We start from the raw sequence: 16,906 nt of genomic DNA, 5'->3' as shown, positions 1-16,906 counted from the left end.
GTGGCTCGGGGCATCCGATGTGGAGCGTTGCTCGTCGAGACGAGTGTTACTCGGACTGCTTCTTCAGACGCGAGGTGTTGCGCGCGCGGGCCTGAGCGTCGAGCTCGACCTTGCGGATGCGAACGGCCTCGGGCGTGACCTCGACGCACTCGTCTTCGCGAGCGAACTCGAGGCACTCTTCGAGCGACAGCTGACGCGACGGCGTCATCGACTCGAAGGTGTCCGACGTGGACTGACGCATGTTGGTCAGCTTCTTTTCCTTGGTGATGTTGACGTCCATGTCGTCGGCGCGCGAGTTCTCGCCGATGACCATGCCCTCGTAGACCTCTTCGGTCGGGTTGACGAAGAACGTCATGCGCTCCTGCAGGGCGATGATGGCGAACGGCGTGACGACACCTGAACGGTCGGCCACGATGGAGCCGTTGTTGCGGGTGACGATGGCGCCGGCCCACTCGTCGTAGCCGTGCGAGATGGCGTTGGCGATGCCCGTTCCGCGCGTGATCGTGAGGAATTCGGTGCGGAAACCGATGAGGCCACGCGACGGGACGATGAACTCCATGCGCACCCAACCGGTGCCGTGGTTGGCCATGTTCTCCATGCGACCCTTGCGGGCGGCAAGGAGCTGCGTGATGGCGCCGAGGTATTCTTCGGGGCTGTCGATCGTGAGGTGCTCGTAAGGCTCGTGCACCTTGCCGTCGACGCGCTTCGTGACCACCTGGGGCTTGCCCACGGTGAGCTCGTAGCCTTCGCGACGCATCTGCTCGACGAGGATGGCGAGGGCCAGCTCGCCGCGGCCCTGCACCTCCCACTTGTCGGGGAAGCCGATGTCGAGCACCTTGAGCGAGACGTTACCGACCAGCTCGCGGTCGAGGCGGTCCTTGACCATGCGGGCCGTGAGCTTGTGGCCCTTGACCTTGCCGACGAGCGGCGAGGAGTTGGTGCCGATGGTCATCGAGATGGCCGGGTCGTCGACCGTGATGGTCGGCAGGGGGCGCACGTCGTCGGGGTCGGCGAGGGTCTCACCGATGGTGATGTCGGGGAAACCGGCGACGGCGACGATGTCACCGGGGCCAGCCGACTCGGCCGGGTAGCGGTCGAGGGCCTTGGTGATCATGAGCTCGGTGACGCGCACGTTGTGCACGGAACCGTCGTGCTTCACCCAAGCGACCGTCTGGCCCTTCTTGATGTGACCCTGGAAGATGCGCAGCAGGGCGAGGCGGCCGAGGAACGGCGACGCGTCGAGGTTGGTGACGTGGGCCTGCAGCGGGTGCTCGTCGTCGTAGACGGGAGCGGGGATGTGCTCGAGGATGGCCTCGAACAGCGGCTCGAGGTCTTCGTTGTCGGGCAGCTCGCCGTTTTCGGGCTTGTTCTGGCTGGCGGCGCCGTTACGGCCCGACGCGTAGACGACGGGAACGTCGAGCACGGTGTCGAGGTCGAGGTCGGGCACGTCGTCGGCCATGTCGGAGGCGAGGCCGAGGAGCAGGTCCTGGCTCTCGGAGACGACCTCGTCGATGCGCGCATCGGGGCGGTCGGTCTTGTTGACCAGCAGGATGACGGGCAGCTTGGCCTCGAGCGCCTTGCGGAGCACGAAACGCGTCTGGGGCAGGGGGCCCTCGGACGCGTCGACCAGCAGCACGACGCCGTCGACCATGGAGAGGCCGCGCTCGACCTCACCACCGAAGTCGGCGTGGCCGGGGGTGTCGATCACGTTGATCGTGATGGGACCCTCGTTGGCGTGCTTGCCGTTGTAGGAGATCGCCGTGTTCTTGGCGAGGATGGTGATGCCCTTTTCGCGCTCCAACTCGTTGGAGTCCATGGCGCGCTCTTCGAGGTGCGCGTGCGCTTCGAAGGAGTTGGTCTGACGGAGCATGGCATCGACCAGGGTGGTCTTGCCGTGGTCGACGTGAGCCACGATGGCTACGTTGCGGAGGTCGTTGCGCGAGGCAAGCGCCATGAAGAGATTCCTTACCGGGTGTGTGCCGCGTGGATTCTCACACGACGAAAGTGGATGGTAGTGCCAGAAGTGGCCCAAAATACCATTCTACTGTACCCGTCCAAATTAACGGCTAGGTACGATGGCGTGACCGCAAGACGCCGAGCCGAGGACATCGTGACCCCTGCACAGAACCCCGACCATTCCGCCGACGAGGCGCCCGCCGCACGCCGATCTGATGACCGTTTTGTGCGCATTCGCACGCGTTCGTCGTGGTGGATCTGGGGTTTTCTCGCGATTCTGACGGTGTTCTTCCTGGGCGACGCCGTGGTGCGCGGCGCGTGGGGTTTCGTGCTGCTGGCGCTGCCCTGGATGGCCCTGGTGCTGTGGGGCACGTGGGTTGTTCTGGTGCGGCCGAGCGTGACCGTGCGGCCCGATCGGCTCGTGGTTCACAACGTGTTCCGCGTGCACGACATTCCCTGGGCCGCCGTGTCGCGCCTGACCGACCGCTTCCAGCTCGTCGTCGAACTCACGGATGGTCGCACCCTCGTCAGCTGGGGAGCGCCGACGGGTGGTCTCGGCAAGGCGTCCGTGTCGGGCGACGCCGCCGGCGTCACGATCGTGCGCGACAACGCCGAGGCCCCGCGCGACGGCCGCCGCACCATGGCCGATCGGCGTGGGCGTTCGGCCTCCACCCCCACCACGCAGTCGGTTGTCGACAAGGTGCGCCGCGCCTGGAGCACGAGCACCCCGAAGAAAGTCTCCCCCTCGTCGTCACAGGCTCAGGCGGCGTCACAGGTTCAGGCGGCGCCACAGGCGCACGTGGATGGCCTGGCTGTCAGTGTTTCGGTCGCGATTGTCATCTGGTGCGCTCTCACGGCCGGCGTGTCGACCTTCCTCCTGTCGTTCAACTGACGCGGGCGCGCCGTCGGCGCTAGCCGCCGGCGGTACCCGTTCAATGACACACCGTCGCGCGGCGGACGACACCGGTCGACCGACAACGGGCAGAACAGCACAAGGCCGGGCCGCGACGTGATGTCGCGGCCCGGCCTTGTCGTGTATCGATGCGGAGGCGGCACGCCGAGGCGCCGTGGACCGATCGAACGGGACTAGATACCGAGCTGGATGCCGGCTCCCGGAATGGCCTCGAGAAGCGCCTTGGTGTACTCCTGCTGCGGGTTCTCGAACACCTCGTCGGTGGTCGCGGCTTCGACGATCTTGCCGGACTGCATGACGGCCACGTTGTCTGCGATCACGCGCACGACCGCGAGGTCGTGGGTGATGAACAGATACGTGAGCTTCAGCTCTTCCTGCAACTCGGCGAGCAGCTGGAGGATCTGCGCCTGCACGAGCACGTCGAGCGCCGAGACGGCCTCGTCGAGGATGACGATGTCGGGCTTCAGGGCCAGTGCACGCGCGATGGCGATGCGCTGGCGCTGTCCGCCGGACAACTCGTTCGGGTAGCGCGAGACCACCATCTGCGGCAGCGACACCTGGTCGAGCAGCTCCTTCACGCGGGCGCGCTGCGTCTTGCGGTCGCCCACCTTGTGCACGCGCAGCGGCTCGGAGATGATGTTGCCGATCGACTGCAGCGGGTTGAGCGAGCCATACGGGTCTTGGAACACGGGTTGCATGCGGCGACGCAGCGCCAGCAGTTCGCGACCCTTGAGCCCGTTGATGGTGTCGCCGTCGATGACGATGTTGCCCGATGTGGCCTCTTCGAGCTTCAGCAGCATCTTGGCCACGGTCGACTTGCCCGAACCGGACTCGCCGACGAGCGCCGTGGTGGTGCCGCGCTCGACCGTGAAGCTGACCTTGTCGACCGCGGTGAAGTCGATCGACCGGCCGGAGCCCTGACGGATCTTGAACACCTTGGTGACGTCGTCGACCACGATCGCGTTGCCGCGGTGACCTTCGGCCTTCTGCGCCTCGGCCCGCGAAGCCGCCTGGGCGATGAGGTCGAGGTTGCTGTCGGCTTCGGGGCGGTGCTCGATGTCGACGAGGTCGGCACCGGTGGCCTGGATGCGGCGCGACGCCAGGCTGGGCGCTGCGGCCACCAGCCGCTGCGTGTAGGGGTGCAGCGGGTTCTGCAGGATCTCGACCGACGGACCCGACTCGACGACCTGACCCTTGTACATCACGACGAGCTGCTCGGCGCGCTCTGCAGCGAGCCCGAGGTCGTGCGTGATGAAGATCACGGCCGTGTTCGAGTCGCGCGTGAGCGTCTCGAGGTGGTCGAGGATGACGCGCTGCACCGTGACGTCGAGAGCCGAGGTGGGCTCGTCGGCGATCAGCAGCTTCGGGTTGGCCGCGAGGCCCATACCGATGAGCACGCGCTGGCGCATGCCGCCCGAGAACTGGTGCGGGTACTGCTTGAGGCGGCGCTCGGCATCCGAGAGTCCGGCCTCTTTCAGCACCTCGATGGCGCGCTTCTTGACGTCTTTGCGGCCCTTGGCGATGCCGTTGGCGCGAACCGCTTCTTCGACCTGGAAGCCGATGTTCCACACCGGGTTGAGGTTCGACATCGGGTCTTGCGGCACGAAACCGATCTGGCTTCCGCGGATGTCTTCCATCTTCTTCTCGGAGACCTTGGTGAGGTCGACACCGTCGAAGAAGATCTCGCCACCCGTGATCTTGCCGCTGCCGGGGAGCAGGTTGATGATGGCCGAGGCCGTCGTCGACTTGCCCGAGCCGGATTCGCCGACGATCGCGAGGGTCTGGCCCGCGTTGAGCGTGAGGTTCGCGCTGCGGACAGCCTTCACCTCACCGTCTTGCGTGCGGAACGAGACGTCGAGGTTCTTGATCTGGAGGAGTGGTTCGGTCATCGCAGTGCCCTCGCCTTCGGGTCGAGTGCGTCGCGGACGGTCTCACCGAGCATGATGAAGGCGAGAACTGTGAGCGACAGAGCGAGTGACGGGTAGATCAGCACCTGGGGAGCCTGGCGCAGAGTGGTCTGGGCCTGGCCGATGTCGTTGCCCCAGGACATGACGCTCGAGGGCAGTCCGACACCCAGGAAGGACAGCGTCGCCTCGGCGACGATGGCCGACGCCAGCGAGATCGTGGTGATGACGATGACGGGGGCGATCGAGTTGGGCAGCACGTGCTTCCACAGGATGTTGAAGCGCTTGACGCCGATGGCCGTTGCGGCCGTGACGTAGTCGGCGTTCTTCACCCGCAGGATCTCCGACCGGAGCACACGGGCCGTCGCCGGCCAGGCGAAGATTCCGATGGCGAGCGAGATCACCCACACGTTGCGGTTCGAGGAGAAGACCGACATGATCACGACGGCCGCGAGGATGTAAGGAATCGAGAAGAAGATGTCACCGGCGCGCGACAGGACGGCGTCGATCCATCCACCGTAGAAACCGGCGAACGCACCGAACAGGATGCCGAGCGTGAACACCAGCACGGTCACGATGATGCCGACCGAGAGCGACGTCGACGTGCCGTAGATGATGCGCGCGAAGACGTCGCAACCCTGGCGCGTGAAGCCCAGGATGTGACCCTCGCTCGGGCCCGCGTTGCTGTTCGACAGCTCGCAGTTGTCGTTCGGCGCGGTCTGCGTGAACAGACCGGGGAACAGAGCGACGACCACGACGAGCAGGATGATGACGGACGAGATCCAGAACATCGGGCGGCCCCGCAGATCGCGCCAGGCGTCGATCCAGAGGTTGGACGGCTTGCCGTCGGTTTTGACGGAGTCGATGGCGACGAGAGGGGTCTCCTCGAGCGGCGCGACGAAGTGCCCGGGTGAGGGCTTCTGTGTGCTATTTGGCATAACGGATCCTTGGGTCGAGCACTGCGTAGAGCAGATCGACTAAGAGGTTGACGACCAGGTAGATCAGGACCATGACGGTGACGAAGGACACGACGGTGGGTCCTTCACCCTTCAGGATGGCCTGGTAGAGCGTGCGACCGACACCGGGCACGTTGAAGATGCCCTCGGTCACGGTGGCGCCCACCAGCAGAACACCGAAGTCGGTACCCAGGTAGGTGACGACGGGGATCAGGGAGTTGCGCAGGATGTGCACGGGGACGATGCGCTTCGACGAGAGACCCTTGCTGTACGCGGTGCGCACGAAGTCGAGGTTCTTGGTCTCGATGACCGAGGAGCGCGTCAGGCGCACGATCTGCGCGAAGCTGATGCTCGCCAGCACGAGGGCCGGGAGTATCAGGTCTTGTATGGGTGCACCCGCGCCGACGGTCGGCCGGAACCATCCGAGCGCGATGCCCAGGAAGTACTGGCCCAGGAACGCCGTGACGAAGATCGGCAGCGAGATGAGGATCAGGCTGACGACGAGCGCGCTCGCGTCGAAAATGCCGCCCTTGCGGATTCCCGAGACGAGGCCGATCAGGATGCCGGCGATCATCTCGAACAGGAGGGCGAGGATGGCGAGGCGAATGGTGACCGGGAAGGTCTGCGCCAGGATCTCGGTGACCGGCTGACCGGAGTAAGAAACACCGAAGTCGAAGCGGAAGATGCCGCCGAGGTAGTAGAGGTACTGAACGAAGAACGGTTCGTTCAAGTGGTATTGCTCACGCAGCTGCTCGAGCAGCGCGGGGTTGGGGGTCTTGTCGCCGAAGAGCGCCAACAGCGGGTCTCCGGGCATGGCGAAGACCATGAAATAAATCAAGAACGTTGTTCCCAGCAAGACTGGGATCGCCTGCAGGAGGCGGAACAGGATATATCGGGCCATATCCTAGCTCGCCGTTCCTTGGTGCTTACTCATGTGAAGTTGAACCTATCTTTGAGGGCGATTGCGCCGCTGGTGGCGGACGCGTCGTGGGGCGGCAGCGGGTAAGCTGCCGCCCCACATCGCTAGCTGGTGGAACGTGACGGTCAAACCGTCAGACTACTACTAGCCCTTGGTCACGTCATAGTAGAGCGGAACGGAGTTCCAGCCGAACTTGACGTTGTCGACATCCTCGCCGTAGCCACCGTTGACGTTGGCGTACCAGAGGGGGATGACGGGCAGGTCTTCCATGAGGATCGCCTGAGCGTCCTGGAAGTCCTTGTTGGCGGCCTCTTCAGAGGTTTCGCCCTGGCCCTTCTTCAGCAGCGCGTCGAACTCGGGGTTCGAGTAGTCACCGTCGTTGGAGCCGGCGTTGGTTGCGTACAGCGGGCCGAGGAAGTTGAACAGACCCGGGTAGTCGGCCTGCCATCCGGTGCGGAACGCGGTCTTGATGGTGCGGTCGGTGATCGCGGTGCGGACCTCGGCGAAGGTCGGCGAGGGAGCGCCGGACGCGTCGATCTTGAGCGTGTTCTTCAGCTGGTTCGACACGGCGTCGACCCAACCCTGGTGTCCACCGTCAGCGTTGTACGCGATCTGGAAGGTGCCGGTCCACGGGGAGATGGCGTCGGCCTGGTCCCAGAGTTCCTTGGCCTTCTTGGCGTCGAACGTGAGGACCTCGTTGCCCTTGATGTCTTCAGAGAAGCCATCGATGACCGGGGACGTGAAGTCCTTGGCCGGGGTGCGGGTGTCCTGGAAGATGACCTTGGTGATCTCGTCGCGGTTGATGGCCATGGAGATGGCCTGGCGACGCAGCTTGCCCTCTTCACCCGAGAAGTGCTCGAGGCGCTCCGGGATGGCGAAGGACTGGAAGATGGCCGCAGCCTGGTTGACGGCACGGTCGCCCAGGTCGCTCTCGTAGGAACCGAAAGCGGAGTCCGGGATGGCGTCGAGGATGTCGAGGTTGCCGGCGATGAGGTCGGAGTACGCGGCGTCCTGCTGAGCGTAGAACGTGATGGTGAGACCACCGTTCTTCACCTCGCGTCCACCCTTGTAGTCGTCGTTCTTCACGAGGGCGATGGACTCGTCGTGCTTCCACGCGCCTTCGCCGTCGAGCTTGTACGGGCCGTTGCCGATCGGGTTCTGGCCGAAGGCGTCGATGTCTTCGAACGCAGCCTTGGGCAGCGGGTAGAAGGCCGAGTAGCCGAGGCGCAGCGGGAAGTCAGCCGTGGGCTGCTTCAGCGTGACCGTGAAGGTGGTGTCGTCGACGACCTTGAGGCCGGACAGCGTGGCGACGTTCTCGTCGTAGCTGAAGCCTTCGATGTCTTCGAAGAAGTAGCTCGAGAGCTGCTTGTTGTCGAGGGCGGCGCCGTAGTTCCAGGCGTCGACGAAGTTCTGGGCGGTGACGTCTTCACCGTTGGTGAAGGTGTTGCCTTCCTTCAACTTGATGGTGAAGGTCTGCGAGTCGTCGGTGTCGATCGACTCAGCCATGTCGTTGACCGGCTTGCCATCGGCGTCGTAGTAGACGAGGCCCGCGAAGATCGCGTCCAGGATCTTGCCGCCGCCAACTTCGTTGGTGTTGGTGGGGATGAGCGGGTTCTGGGGCTCGCTGCCGTTGGTGGTGATGATCGCGGATGCGTTGGCCGACGGCTTGCTGTCGGTTGCGCCTCCACCGGAGCAGCCGGTCAGGGTCAAAGCCCCTGCTGCGACCAGCGCCACGGCCGTCAGGCCGATGCGGTTGATTCTCAATGTTCCTCCTGTGCAATGGATGCAACGCCGGACAGAGTTATGCCCTGGCTGGCGTGCTGGATAAGAATGACGATAAGTAGCGGCTCTCGAATTTCCAAACGCAAGCTGCGAATCGTTACACACCGGAAACGCGATTGCCGGAATTTTGCACGTTGCGCACAAAATGTGCGGCGTACCGACATCCACCACACAGATAGAGCGGGGCTCGCAATGATGAACAGCGAAGCGAGGGAGAATCTGCCTCCCGTTCACCCCGCGGCTACCGGGCGACAGAGGCTTTTCGAGGGGCGTGCGGCCCTGCCCGGAGAGCGGGCGCGGGTGTGGTGGGAGATCGCGATCGTGCTGGGCTTGTCGCTCGGGGCATCCGCTGTGTATTCGATCGTGTCGCTGCTGTCGATCGTCACGGCCGGCAAGACGTTGGCGGGGTCGAGCACATCGCTCAACAGCAGTCAGTCGCCCCGAGAATGGCTCGACTTCACCTACCAATTCCTGTCGCTGTTCTTCGCGCTCGTGCCCGTGGCACTGGCGCTGTATCTGCTCTGGCGGCCCGGTCGCAGCGCTTTTCGGCGCGTGGGGCTCGACCTCACCCAGCCCGGGCGCGATCTCGGACGTGGCCTGCTGCTGCTCGCCGTGATCGGGGTGCCGGGCATCGCGTTCTATGCGGTGGGGCGGATGCTGGGGCTCACCGTGGCCGTGAACGCCGCACCCCTCGAGGGCTACTGGTGGACCATCCCGATGCTCATCTTCTCGGCCATTCGCGCCGGGTTGCAGGAGGAGGTCATCGTGGTGGCCTACCTGTTCGAAAAGCTGCGGCAGCTGGGGTGGAACACGTGGTCGATCATCCTGTCGACGAGCCTGTTGCGCGGCAGTTATCACCTGTATCAGGGCGTCGGGCCGTTCGTCGGCAACGTCGTGATGGGCGTCGTTTTCGGGTGGTGCTATCAGCGCTGGGGGCGTGTGATGCCGCTCGTGGTGGCGCACGCGATCATCGACATCGTGTCGTTCGTGGGGTATCCGTTGGCCGCGGCGTGGTGGCCAGGCATCTTCACCGTCGGGTCGTGACGGCGGGCTCGTCCGAGTGAGCGGATGAGCAGGAAACGGCGAAGGGCCGCTCATCCGTGGGGATGGGCGGCCCTTCGTGTCGCGGGGACGGGAACCGTTAGGCGAAGGCCTCGGGCGGCGGGCAGGCGCACACGAGGTTGCGGTCGCCGAATGCCTGGTCGATGCGTCGGACCGGCGGCCAGTACTTGCCGCGGATGAGCGTGGACACGGGGTAGACGGCATCCTCACGCGTGTAGGCGTGCTGCCACTCGCCCTCGATCACCGAACGCGCGGTGTGCGGGGCGTTGACGAGGGGGTTGTCGTCGGCCGGCCACTCCCCCGCGGCGACCTTGTCGGCCTCCTGCTTGATGGCGATCATGGCGTCGATGAAGCGGTCGATCTCGGCCAGGTCTTCGCTCTCAGTGGGCTCGACCATGAGCGTGCCCGCGACGGGGAACGACATGGTGGGCGCGTGGAAGCCGTAGTCGACGAGGCGCTTGGCCACGTCATCGTTGCTGATGCCCGTTGCCTCTTTGAGCGGACGCAGGTCGAGGATGCACTCGTGCGCCACGAGACCCGCGTCACCGGCGTAGAGCACCGGATAGTGCGGGGCCAGGCGCGCGGCGACGTAGTTGGCGGCGAGAACCGCGGCCCCCGTCGCCTGTGTCAGACCCTCGAGGCCCATCATGCGCACGTAGGCCCACGAGATCGGCAGGATGCTCGACGAACCGAACGGCGCGGCCGAGACCGCTCCCCCATCGTGTGTGTAGCCCGAGTGCTCGTTGCGCTGCGCGAACGGGTGGCCCGGCAGGAACGGCGCGAGGTGGGCCTTCGCCGCGACGGGCCCGACACCGGGGCCACCACCGCCGTGCGGGATGCAGAACGTCTTGTGCAGGTTGAGGTGCGAGACGTCTCCGCCGAACGATCCGAACTTGGCATAGCCGAGCAGGGCGTTGAGGTTGGCACCGTCGACGTAGACCTGACCGCCGGCGTCGTGCACGGCATCCGTGATCGCCTGGATCTCGTGCTCGTAGACGCCGTGGGTGGACGGGTAGGTGACCATGAGCGCGGCCAGCGTGTCGGCGTGCTCGGCGATCTTGGCGCGCAGGTCGTCGAGGTCGACATTGCCGAGCTCGTCGCACGCCACGACGACCACGCGCATGCCGGCGAGCACGGCCGAGGCCGCATTGGTGCCGTGCGCGCTCTGCGGGATGAGGCAGACCGTGCGGGCCTCGTCGCCGCGGGAGAGGTGGTAGCCGCGGATAGCGAGCAGGCCCGCCAATTCGCCCTGGCTGCCCGCGTTGGGCTGCAGCGAGACCGTGTCGTAGCCCGTGAGCTCGGCGAGCCAGTCTTCGAGCTGCGCGATGAGCTTGAGGCTGCCCTCGACCTGCGCCTCGGGGGCGAAGGGGTGCAGACCCGCGAACTCGGGCCAGGAGACGGCTTCCATCTCGGTGGCCGCGTTGAGCTTCATGGTGCAGGAGCCCAGCGGGATCATGCCGCGGTCGAGCGCATAGTCGCGGTCGGCCAGCGTCTTGAGGTAGCGCATCATGGCGGTCTCGGAGTGGTGCGCGTTGAAGACCTGGTGCGTGAGGAAGGGCGTGGCGCGGCGGAGGGCTTCGGGCACGCGGGCCGGGCGCGCGACGAATGCGAAGGACAACTCGCGCACGTCGCGCACGGCGCGGACCACGGCGAGCACGTCCTTGAGCGTGGTGGTCTCGTCGACCGAGACCTGCACGACGGTGTCGCCGGCCTTCCACAGGTTGATGCCGGCCGCTCGGGCTCGTTCGATGACCCCGTCGGCCCCGTTAGGAACGCGGATCTGAACCGTGTCGAAGAAGTCGGCGTGCACGGTCTCGAAGCCCTCGGCCTCGAGCAGCGTCGCGAGCGTGGCAGCCCACGTGCCGACCTCGTTGGCGATGCGCTTGATGCCATCCGGGCCGTGGTAGACCGCGTACATGCCGGCCATGACGGCCAGCAGAACCTGAGCGGTGCACACGTTGGACGTGGCCTTCTCGCGGCGGATGTGCTGCTCTCGCGCCTGCAGGCTGAGGCGGTAGGCGGGGTGGCCGTCGGCATCCTTCGAGACACCGACGAGGCGGCCGGGCAGCTGGCGCTCGAGGCCCGAGCGCACCGCGAGGTAACCGGCGTGGGGTCCGCCGAAGCCGAGCGGCACGCCGAAGCGCTGCGTGGTGCCCGCGGCGACGTCGGCGCCCATCTGACCGGGCGAGGTGATGAGGGCGAGGGCCAGCAGGTCGGCCGCAACGACCGTGAGGGCACCCGTGGCCTTGACGGCCGAGATGACCTCGGTCGGGTCCCAGATGAGACCGGAGGCCCCGGGGTACTGGATGAAGGCGCCGAACGCCTCGGGCAGGCTCTCGTCGCCCGCCGCGCGCTCGTCGGATGCCAACCACGCAGGGAAGTCGACCTCGACGATCTCGATGCCCGTCGCCTCGGCGCGGCTGTCGAGCAGCGCGCGTGTCTGGGGCAACGCATCCGCGTCGACCAGGAACACGTTGGAGCGGGACTTGGAGGCGCGGCGCGTGAGCAGCATGCCCTCGACCACGGCCGTTCCCTCGTCGAGCATGGACGCATTGGCCGTGTCGAGCCCCGTGAGGTCGGTGACCATGGTCTGGAAGTTGATGAGCGCCTCGAGCCGGCCCTGGCTGATCTCGGGCTGGTACGGCGTGTAGGCCGTATACCACGACGGGTTCTCGAGCACGTTGCGCTTGATCACGGCGGGCGTGATGGTGTCGTAGTAGCCCAGGCCGATCATCGAGCGCGCGACCTCGTTCTGGTCGGCCAGCGCGCGCAGTTCGGCGAGCGCCTCACGTTCGGAGGCTGGCTTGCCCAGGATGTCGTTGAGCGGGCGTTCGCCCTCGGGCACCTGGATGGAGGCGGGGACGGCCGCGCGCACGAGGGCGTCGACGCTGTCGTAACCGAGCGCGTCGAGCATGTGCTTCTGCTCGGCGGAACCCGTTCCGATGTGACGGGTGCTGAAACGCTCCGCCATTACTCGCCGACCAATGCGCGGTACTCGTCGTAGCCGAGCAGGCCGTCGGGCAGCGCCTCGAAGCGCACCTTGATGAGCCAGCCGTCGCCGTAGGGGTCGGTGTTGACGAGCTCGGGGGCGTCGACGACCTGGCCGTTGACCTCGGTGACGACACCGTCGACGGGCGCGAAGAGTTCGCCGACCGATTTGGTCGATTCGACCTCGCCGACGACCTTGCCGCTGGCCACGTCGCTGTCGACGTCGGGCAGGTCGACGAAGACGACGTCACCGAGCTTCTCGGCGGCGTAGTCGGTGATTCCCACGGTGGCGATGTCGCCCTCGACGAGAAGCCATTCGTGTTCGGGCGTGTACTTGAGGGCGGTCTTGTCGGCCATGGTCAGTTCTTCTTCCGTGAGTAAAAGGGCAGGTCGGTGACGGTGACGGGAATGCGGGTGCCGCGCACGTCGACGGCGAGTTGCGTGCCGGTGCGGGCCGATCGGGGGGCCACGTAGGCCATGGCGATGGGATGTCCGAGCGTCGGCGACAGGGCGCCCGACGTGATCTCGCCCACGGGTTCGGTGGGTTCGGCGCCATCCTCGGTCGCCTGAGCGAACACGGAGTAGCCGGCACGTGGGGCACGGCGACCCTCGGCGACGAGCCCGACGAGGACGTGGGCTTCGGCATCCGGGCCGTCTTCGCTGGCGGCGCGACCGACGAAGTCGCCGGGCTTGGAGAGGTCAACGACGCGACCGAGGCCGGCCTGCGCGGGGAACGCGCCCTCGCCGAGCTCGTGGCCGTAGAGGGGCATGCCGGCTTCGAGGCGCAGGGTGTCGCGGCTGGCGAGACCCGCGGGAACGAGGCCGAGCGGGGTGCCCGCGTCGGTGAGCGCCTGCCAGAGGGCGGGGGCGACATCCGGGGCGACGTAGATCTCGAAGCCGTCTTCGCCCGTGTAGCCCGTGCGCGCGATGAGCACGGGGTGCTGGTCGAAGGTGCCCGCGACGGAACGGTAGTAGCGCAGCTCGCCCAGGACGTCGAGCGAATCGCGGCCATCGCGGTCGCCGCCGTCGATCGCCAGGCCCTGAGTGACGCTCAGGATCTCGAGGGACTTCGGGCCCTGCACGGCGACGAGGGCCATCTGGTCGGACTCGTCGAAGGTCTCGACGTCGAACGGGGCCGTGCGCGACTGCAGCTCGCCGGCCACGCGGTGCGCGTTGGAGGCGTTGGCCACGACGAGGTAGCGGTCTTCGCCCGTGCGGTAGACGATGAGGTCGTCGATGACCCCGCCGTGGCGCGCGAGCAGGAGCGAGTATTTGGCCTGGCCGACGGCGATGCGAGACAGCGTGCCGGCGAGCGCGTAGTCGAGGGCCTCTCCGGCCTCGGGGCCGAGCACGAGGATCTCGCCCATGTGCGACAGGTCGAAGAGTCCGGCGGCCGTGCGCACGGCGTGGTGCTCGGCGAGGTCGCTCGAGTAGCGCACGGGCATCTGCCAGCCCGCGAAGTCGGTGAAGCTCGCGCCGAGTGCCTCGTGCACGGCGTGCAGCGGGCTGTAACGGATGCCGTCGGCGTGCGCGTCTTGCGCGGCCAGCTCGTCGATCGGCACAGCCGTCGGCACGTCGTCGGGCACGTTGCCGACATCGGTGCGCTCGCCCGTGGGCTGGGCGGCGGGGTTGTTGTCGTGGGACATCGGAGTTCTCCATTCACTGCATGCAGTGGCACGGCGCACGGGTGCGCGTTCTGCCCACACGCGTGTGCGGGCTGGGAACTCCCCCTCTGTCATGGGCCTGAGAGCTTCGCGCGACCAGCTCGTGGTCGCGCTTTCACCGTGGGCGAGGCGCGTGCGGTGACACCGGGGCGAATTCAGGGAAGAATCCGCGGGCGCGTCGCGCGTCCTGCTTTTCAGAGTGGCCAGTTCGATGCGGTACAGAACCTGAGAGATTGGCGGGGAGGCTTGCTCCTTCGGTGCTCGGCGAACCGAGCTCTCCCGCATCGCGTGTGCGGCCCACTATTCAATTGACGGCTCTCAGCCTAGCGGGTGGCTGCGCGGCGTGAGCGGGGGTTTCGAAACGTCTTCGAAATACGGTGCGTTTCGTGTTTGAGTCATCCTGACTATAAGATGGCTCCAGCGAGTTCGGGTCACGCTGACCTTTACTCGGATGCTCGAGCAACACCCCCTGACTGGAGCCCCATGTGCCCTGACGACCATGCCGTCACGCTGGCCGTGTCGACCGTGATCTGTGCGCTCCGGCCCGATCCCGAGACAGGGGTCGCGGGCGTGTGGATTCCGCTGGTCCGGCGCATTCGCGAGCCCTATCTGGGGCTGTGGGCATTGCCGGGCGGGCCGCTGCGGAAAAGCGAGCCGCTCGAAACATCCGCGAGCCGCACGCTGGCCGAGACCACGGGGCTGACGCCGCAATACCTCGAGCAGCTCTATGCCTTCGGCGATCCTGACCGCTCCCCCGGGCCGCGCGTCGTGTCGATCGTCTACTGGGCGCTCGTGAAGAACGACGAGGCCGAGCGCGCCGCCGAGAGCGAAAACGTGCGCTGGTTTGCGGCCGACCGGCTGCCCGAGCTGGCGTTCGACCACAACGAGATCGTCGAATACGCCCTGTGGCGCCTGCGCAACAAGATGGGTTACAGCCGCATCGCGCACGCTTTCGTCGGCGAGACCTTCACGATTGCTCAGCTACGCGAGGTGTATGAGGCCGTGCTCGGGAAGGCGCTCGACCCGGCGAACTTTAGGCGGCAGCTCGAGTCGTCGGGCACCATCGTGGCCACCGAACACCGGCTCACGGGCACGCGGCATCGGCCGCCGCGGCTGTATCGGTATGCGCCGCCGCCGACGTTTTCGCCGAGCACCGCCTCGGGTGCGGATGACGACTCCTCCGCCGCGAAGCTTTCCCCACGCGCGCAGCCCAGGCCCGCCTCGCCGTCGTCGCCGTCCTCGCCGCCCTCCCCTGCCCTCGCTCTTTCCCCCACGGAGACCCGCCCGGGTGTTCCGCCGCTCGAACCCGGAGATGCCTCGTGAACACCCCAGCGTCAACACTCGCCGCCTCTGTCGACTACACCATCCAGCTCATCGAGAAGGGCGCTCAGGACGGCGCCACGTGCACGCCCGACCTCGTGCAGGCGCCCTGGAACTTCGACGGCGGCGCGCCCTCCTACGGCCCCGGCGCGTCGATGGGCGACGTCATCCCCGTGAACACGCCGCGCCAGGGCCAGCTGCCGCAGGTCTACCGCGACGCCTCGCCCGCCGAACTGCACGCGCGCATCATGCGGGCCAAACAGATGCTGGGCGACAAACTCGTGATCCTCGGGCACTTCTACCAGCGGGACGAAGTCATCCAATATGCGGATTATGTGGGCGACTCGTTCCAGCTCGCCAACGCCGCCAAGGCGCGTCAGGATGCCGAGGCCATCGTCTTCTGCGGCGTGCACTTCATGGCCGAGACCGCCGACCTGCTCTCGCGGGAGAACCAGGCTGTCATCCTTCCGAACCTCGCGGCCGGCTGCTCGATGGCCGATATGGCGAACATCGACCAGGTCGAGGAGTGCTGGGAGCAGCTCATGGAGCTGTACGGCGAGGAGGTCGACGAGGATGGTCGGGCTCAGGTCATCCCGGTCACGTATATGAACTCGTCGGCCGCGCTCAAGGGATTCTGCGGGCGCAACGGCGGCATCGTGTGCACGTCGTCCAACGCTGAGACGGTGCTCGAGTGGGCGTTCGAGCGCGGCAAGCGCGTGCTGTTCTTCCCCGACCAGCACCTCGGGCGCAACACCGCCAAGGCCATGGGCGTTCCGCTGTCGCGCATGCCCATGTGGAACCCGAACCGTCCCCTCGGCGGCAACACGGCCGACGAGGTGCTCGACGCGCAAGTGCTGCTGTGGCACGGCTTCTGCTCGGTGCACAAGCGCTTCACGGTGGCTCAGATCGAGCAGGCGCGCGCCGACTACCCCGACGTGCGCGTGATCGTGCACCCCGAATGCCCCATGCCCGTCGTCGACGCGGCCGACGAGTACGGTTCGACCGACTACATCACCAAGGCCATCGCGGCGGCCCCCGCCGGCAGCACGTTCGCCATCGGCACCGAGATCAACCTCGTGCAGCGCCTTGCGGCCGAGTATCCGCAGCACACCATCTTCTGCCTCGACAGCGTCGTGTGCCCGTGCAGCACCATGTATCGCATTCACCCGGGATATATGGCCTGGGTGCTCGATGGGCTGCTCGACGGGCAGGTCATCAACCAGATCACGGTGTCGGATGATGTGGCCGTGCCGGCGCGTGTGGCGCTCGAGCGGATGTTGGCGGCGAAGCCTCCCGTTGCGGGTGGGGGTGGCGCTGTGGATGGTGCTGGTGCGGGTGCTGGTGCTGCGAGTAGCGCTGACGCCGCCGCGGCCGCTGTGGCTACTGCCGATTCGGATGTTGCGGCGCCCGAGGGTGCCGCGGACGTGACGAATCGGGGCTGA

General features: G+C 66.5%; 12 protein-coding genes and 1 riboswitch. Of the genes, 4 read left to right on the top strand and 8 right to left on the bottom strand.

The window, feature by feature from the left end; translation table 11 throughout:
- Positions 1 to 46: 46 nt before the first annotated feature.
- Positions 47 to 1,954: a translational GTPase TypA gene (typA, locus tag ACUWEX_RS05610; protein ID WP_079727219.1), complete on the bottom strand. Its 1,908-nt coding sequence runs from the start codon at positions 1,952 to 1,954 to the stop codon at positions 47 to 49.
- 126 nt (positions 1,955 to 2,080) lie between these two features.
- Between typA and ACUWEX_RS05605 the strand changes: the two genes are divergently transcribed.
- Positions 2,081 to 2,848: a PH domain-containing protein gene (locus ACUWEX_RS05605; RefSeq protein ID WP_445997372.1), complete on the top strand. Its 768-nt coding sequence runs from the start codon at positions 2,081 to 2,083 to the stop codon at positions 2,846 to 2,848.
- A gap of 194 nt (positions 2,849 to 3,042) precedes the next feature.
- Here ACUWEX_RS05605 and ACUWEX_RS05600 read toward each other — a convergent pair whose 3' ends face one another.
- The 4 genes from ACUWEX_RS05600 to ACUWEX_RS05585 all read right to left on the bottom strand — a co-directional run bounded on the left by ACUWEX_RS05600 (position 3,043) and on the right by ACUWEX_RS05585 (position 8,412).
- Positions 3,043 to 4,758 carry a dipeptide ABC transporter ATP-binding protein gene (locus ACUWEX_RS05600; RefSeq protein ID WP_079727217.1) on the bottom strand — a complete coding sequence of 572 codons (1,716 nt, stop codon included), beginning with the start codon at positions 4,756 to 4,758 and terminating at the stop codon, positions 3,043 to 3,045.
- Complete coding sequence (locus tag ACUWEX_RS05595) at positions 4,755 to 5,711, bottom strand: ABC transporter permease (RefSeq protein ID WP_079727216.1); 957 nt, start codon at positions 5,709 to 5,711, stop codon at positions 4,755 to 4,757. Before ACUWEX_RS05595 ends, ACUWEX_RS05600 begins: the two co-directional genes overlap by 4 nt.
- On the bottom strand, positions 5,701 to 6,630 hold the full coding sequence (locus ACUWEX_RS05590) for an ABC transporter permease (protein WP_077053577.1): 930 nt from the start codon (positions 6,628 to 6,630) through the stop codon (positions 5,701 to 5,703). Before ACUWEX_RS05590 ends, ACUWEX_RS05595 begins: the two co-directional genes overlap by 11 nt.
- Before the next feature lie 162 nt (positions 6,631 to 6,792).
- Positions 6,793 to 8,412 (bottom strand): peptide ABC transporter substrate-binding protein, encoded by a 1,620-nt coding sequence (locus ACUWEX_RS05585; protein WP_445997371.1) that lies wholly within the window; start codon positions 8,410 to 8,412, stop codon positions 6,793 to 6,795.
- A gap of 318 nt (positions 8,413 to 8,730) precedes the next feature.
- Here ACUWEX_RS05585 and ACUWEX_RS05580 point away from each other — a divergent pair, with 318 nt between their 5' ends.
- Positions 8,731 to 9,474 (top strand): CPBP family intramembrane glutamic endopeptidase, encoded by a 744-nt coding sequence (locus tag ACUWEX_RS05580; protein ID WP_327196279.1) that lies wholly within the window; start codon positions 8,731 to 8,733, stop codon positions 9,472 to 9,474.
- A gap of 97 nt (positions 9,475 to 9,571) precedes the next feature.
- Here the strand turns inward: ACUWEX_RS05580 and gcvP are convergent, their stop codons facing one another.
- Genes gcvP through gcvT form a run of 3 tightly spaced genes read right to left on the bottom strand, consistent with a single transcriptional unit; the run spans position 9,572 to position 14,126 of the window.
- Complete coding sequence (gene gcvP, locus ACUWEX_RS05575) at positions 9,572 to 12,463, bottom strand: aminomethyl-transferring glycine dehydrogenase (protein WP_445997370.1); 2,892 nt, start codon at positions 12,461 to 12,463, stop codon at positions 9,572 to 9,574.
- Positions 12,463 to 12,837, bottom strand: coding sequence for a glycine cleavage system protein GcvH (gcvH, locus tag ACUWEX_RS05570; protein ID WP_445997369.1), 375 nt, complete (start codon positions 12,835 to 12,837; stop codon positions 12,463 to 12,465). Before gcvH ends, gcvP begins: the two co-directional genes overlap by 1 nt.
- Positions 12,838 to 12,839: 2 nt before the next feature.
- Entirely contained in the window at positions 12,840 to 14,126 is a 1,287-nt protein-coding gene (gcvT, locus tag ACUWEX_RS05565; RefSeq protein WP_445997368.1) for a glycine cleavage system aminomethyltransferase GcvT, read from the bottom strand.
- A gap of 222 nt (positions 14,127 to 14,348) precedes the next feature.
- Positions 14,349 to 14,436: riboswitch (glycine riboswitch) on the bottom strand.
- Positions 14,437 to 14,627: 191 nt separating this feature from the next.
- Here gcvT and ACUWEX_RS05560 point away from each other — a divergent pair.
- Both ACUWEX_RS05560 and nadA read left to right on the top strand, forming a co-directional pair.
- Positions 14,628 to 15,467, top strand: coding sequence for an NUDIX hydrolase (locus ACUWEX_RS05560; protein ID WP_445997367.1), 840 nt, complete (start codon positions 14,628 to 14,630; stop codon positions 15,465 to 15,467).
- On the top strand, positions 15,464 to 16,906 hold the full coding sequence (gene nadA / locus ACUWEX_RS05555) for a quinolinate synthase NadA (RefSeq protein WP_445997366.1): 1,443 nt from the start codon (positions 15,464 to 15,466) through the stop codon (positions 16,904 to 16,906). Before ACUWEX_RS05560 ends, nadA begins: the two co-directional genes overlap by 4 nt.

Source organism: Okibacterium fritillariae (genome assembly GCF_052783725.1).
This window is presented reverse-complemented; position numbering and strand designations above follow the sequence as displayed.

Bases quoted from the DNA above. Each gene is read 5' to 3' on its own strand.
- gcvP (WP_445997370.1), bottom strand. From the start codon at position 12,463: ATGGCGGAGCGTTTCAGCACCCGTCACATCGGAACGGGTTCCGCCGAG.
- typA (WP_079727219.1), bottom strand. From the start codon at position 1,954: ATGGCGCTTGCCTCGCGCAACGACCTCCGCAACGTAGCCATCGTGGCT.
- gcvH (WP_445997369.1), bottom strand. From the start codon at position 12,837: ATGGCCGACAAGACCGCCCTCAAGTACACGCCCGAACACGAATGGCTT.
- ACUWEX_RS05560 (WP_445997367.1), top strand. From the start codon at position 14,628: ATGTGCCCTGACGACCATGCCGTCACGCTGGCCGTGTCGACCGTGATC.
- gcvT (WP_445997368.1), bottom strand. From the start codon at position 14,126: ATGTCCCACGACAACAACCCCGCCGCCCAGCCCACGGGCGAGCGCACC.
- ACUWEX_RS05595 (WP_079727216.1), bottom strand. From the start codon at position 5,711: ATGCCAAATAGCACACAGAAGCCCTCACCCGGGCACTTCGTCGCGCCG.
- ACUWEX_RS05590 (WP_077053577.1), bottom strand. From the start codon at position 6,630: ATGGCCCGATATATCCTGTTCCGCCTCCTGCAGGCGATCCCAGTCTTG.
- ACUWEX_RS05600 (WP_079727217.1), bottom strand. From the start codon at position 4,758: ATGACCGAACCACTCCTCCAGATCAAGAACCTCGACGTCTCGTTCCGC.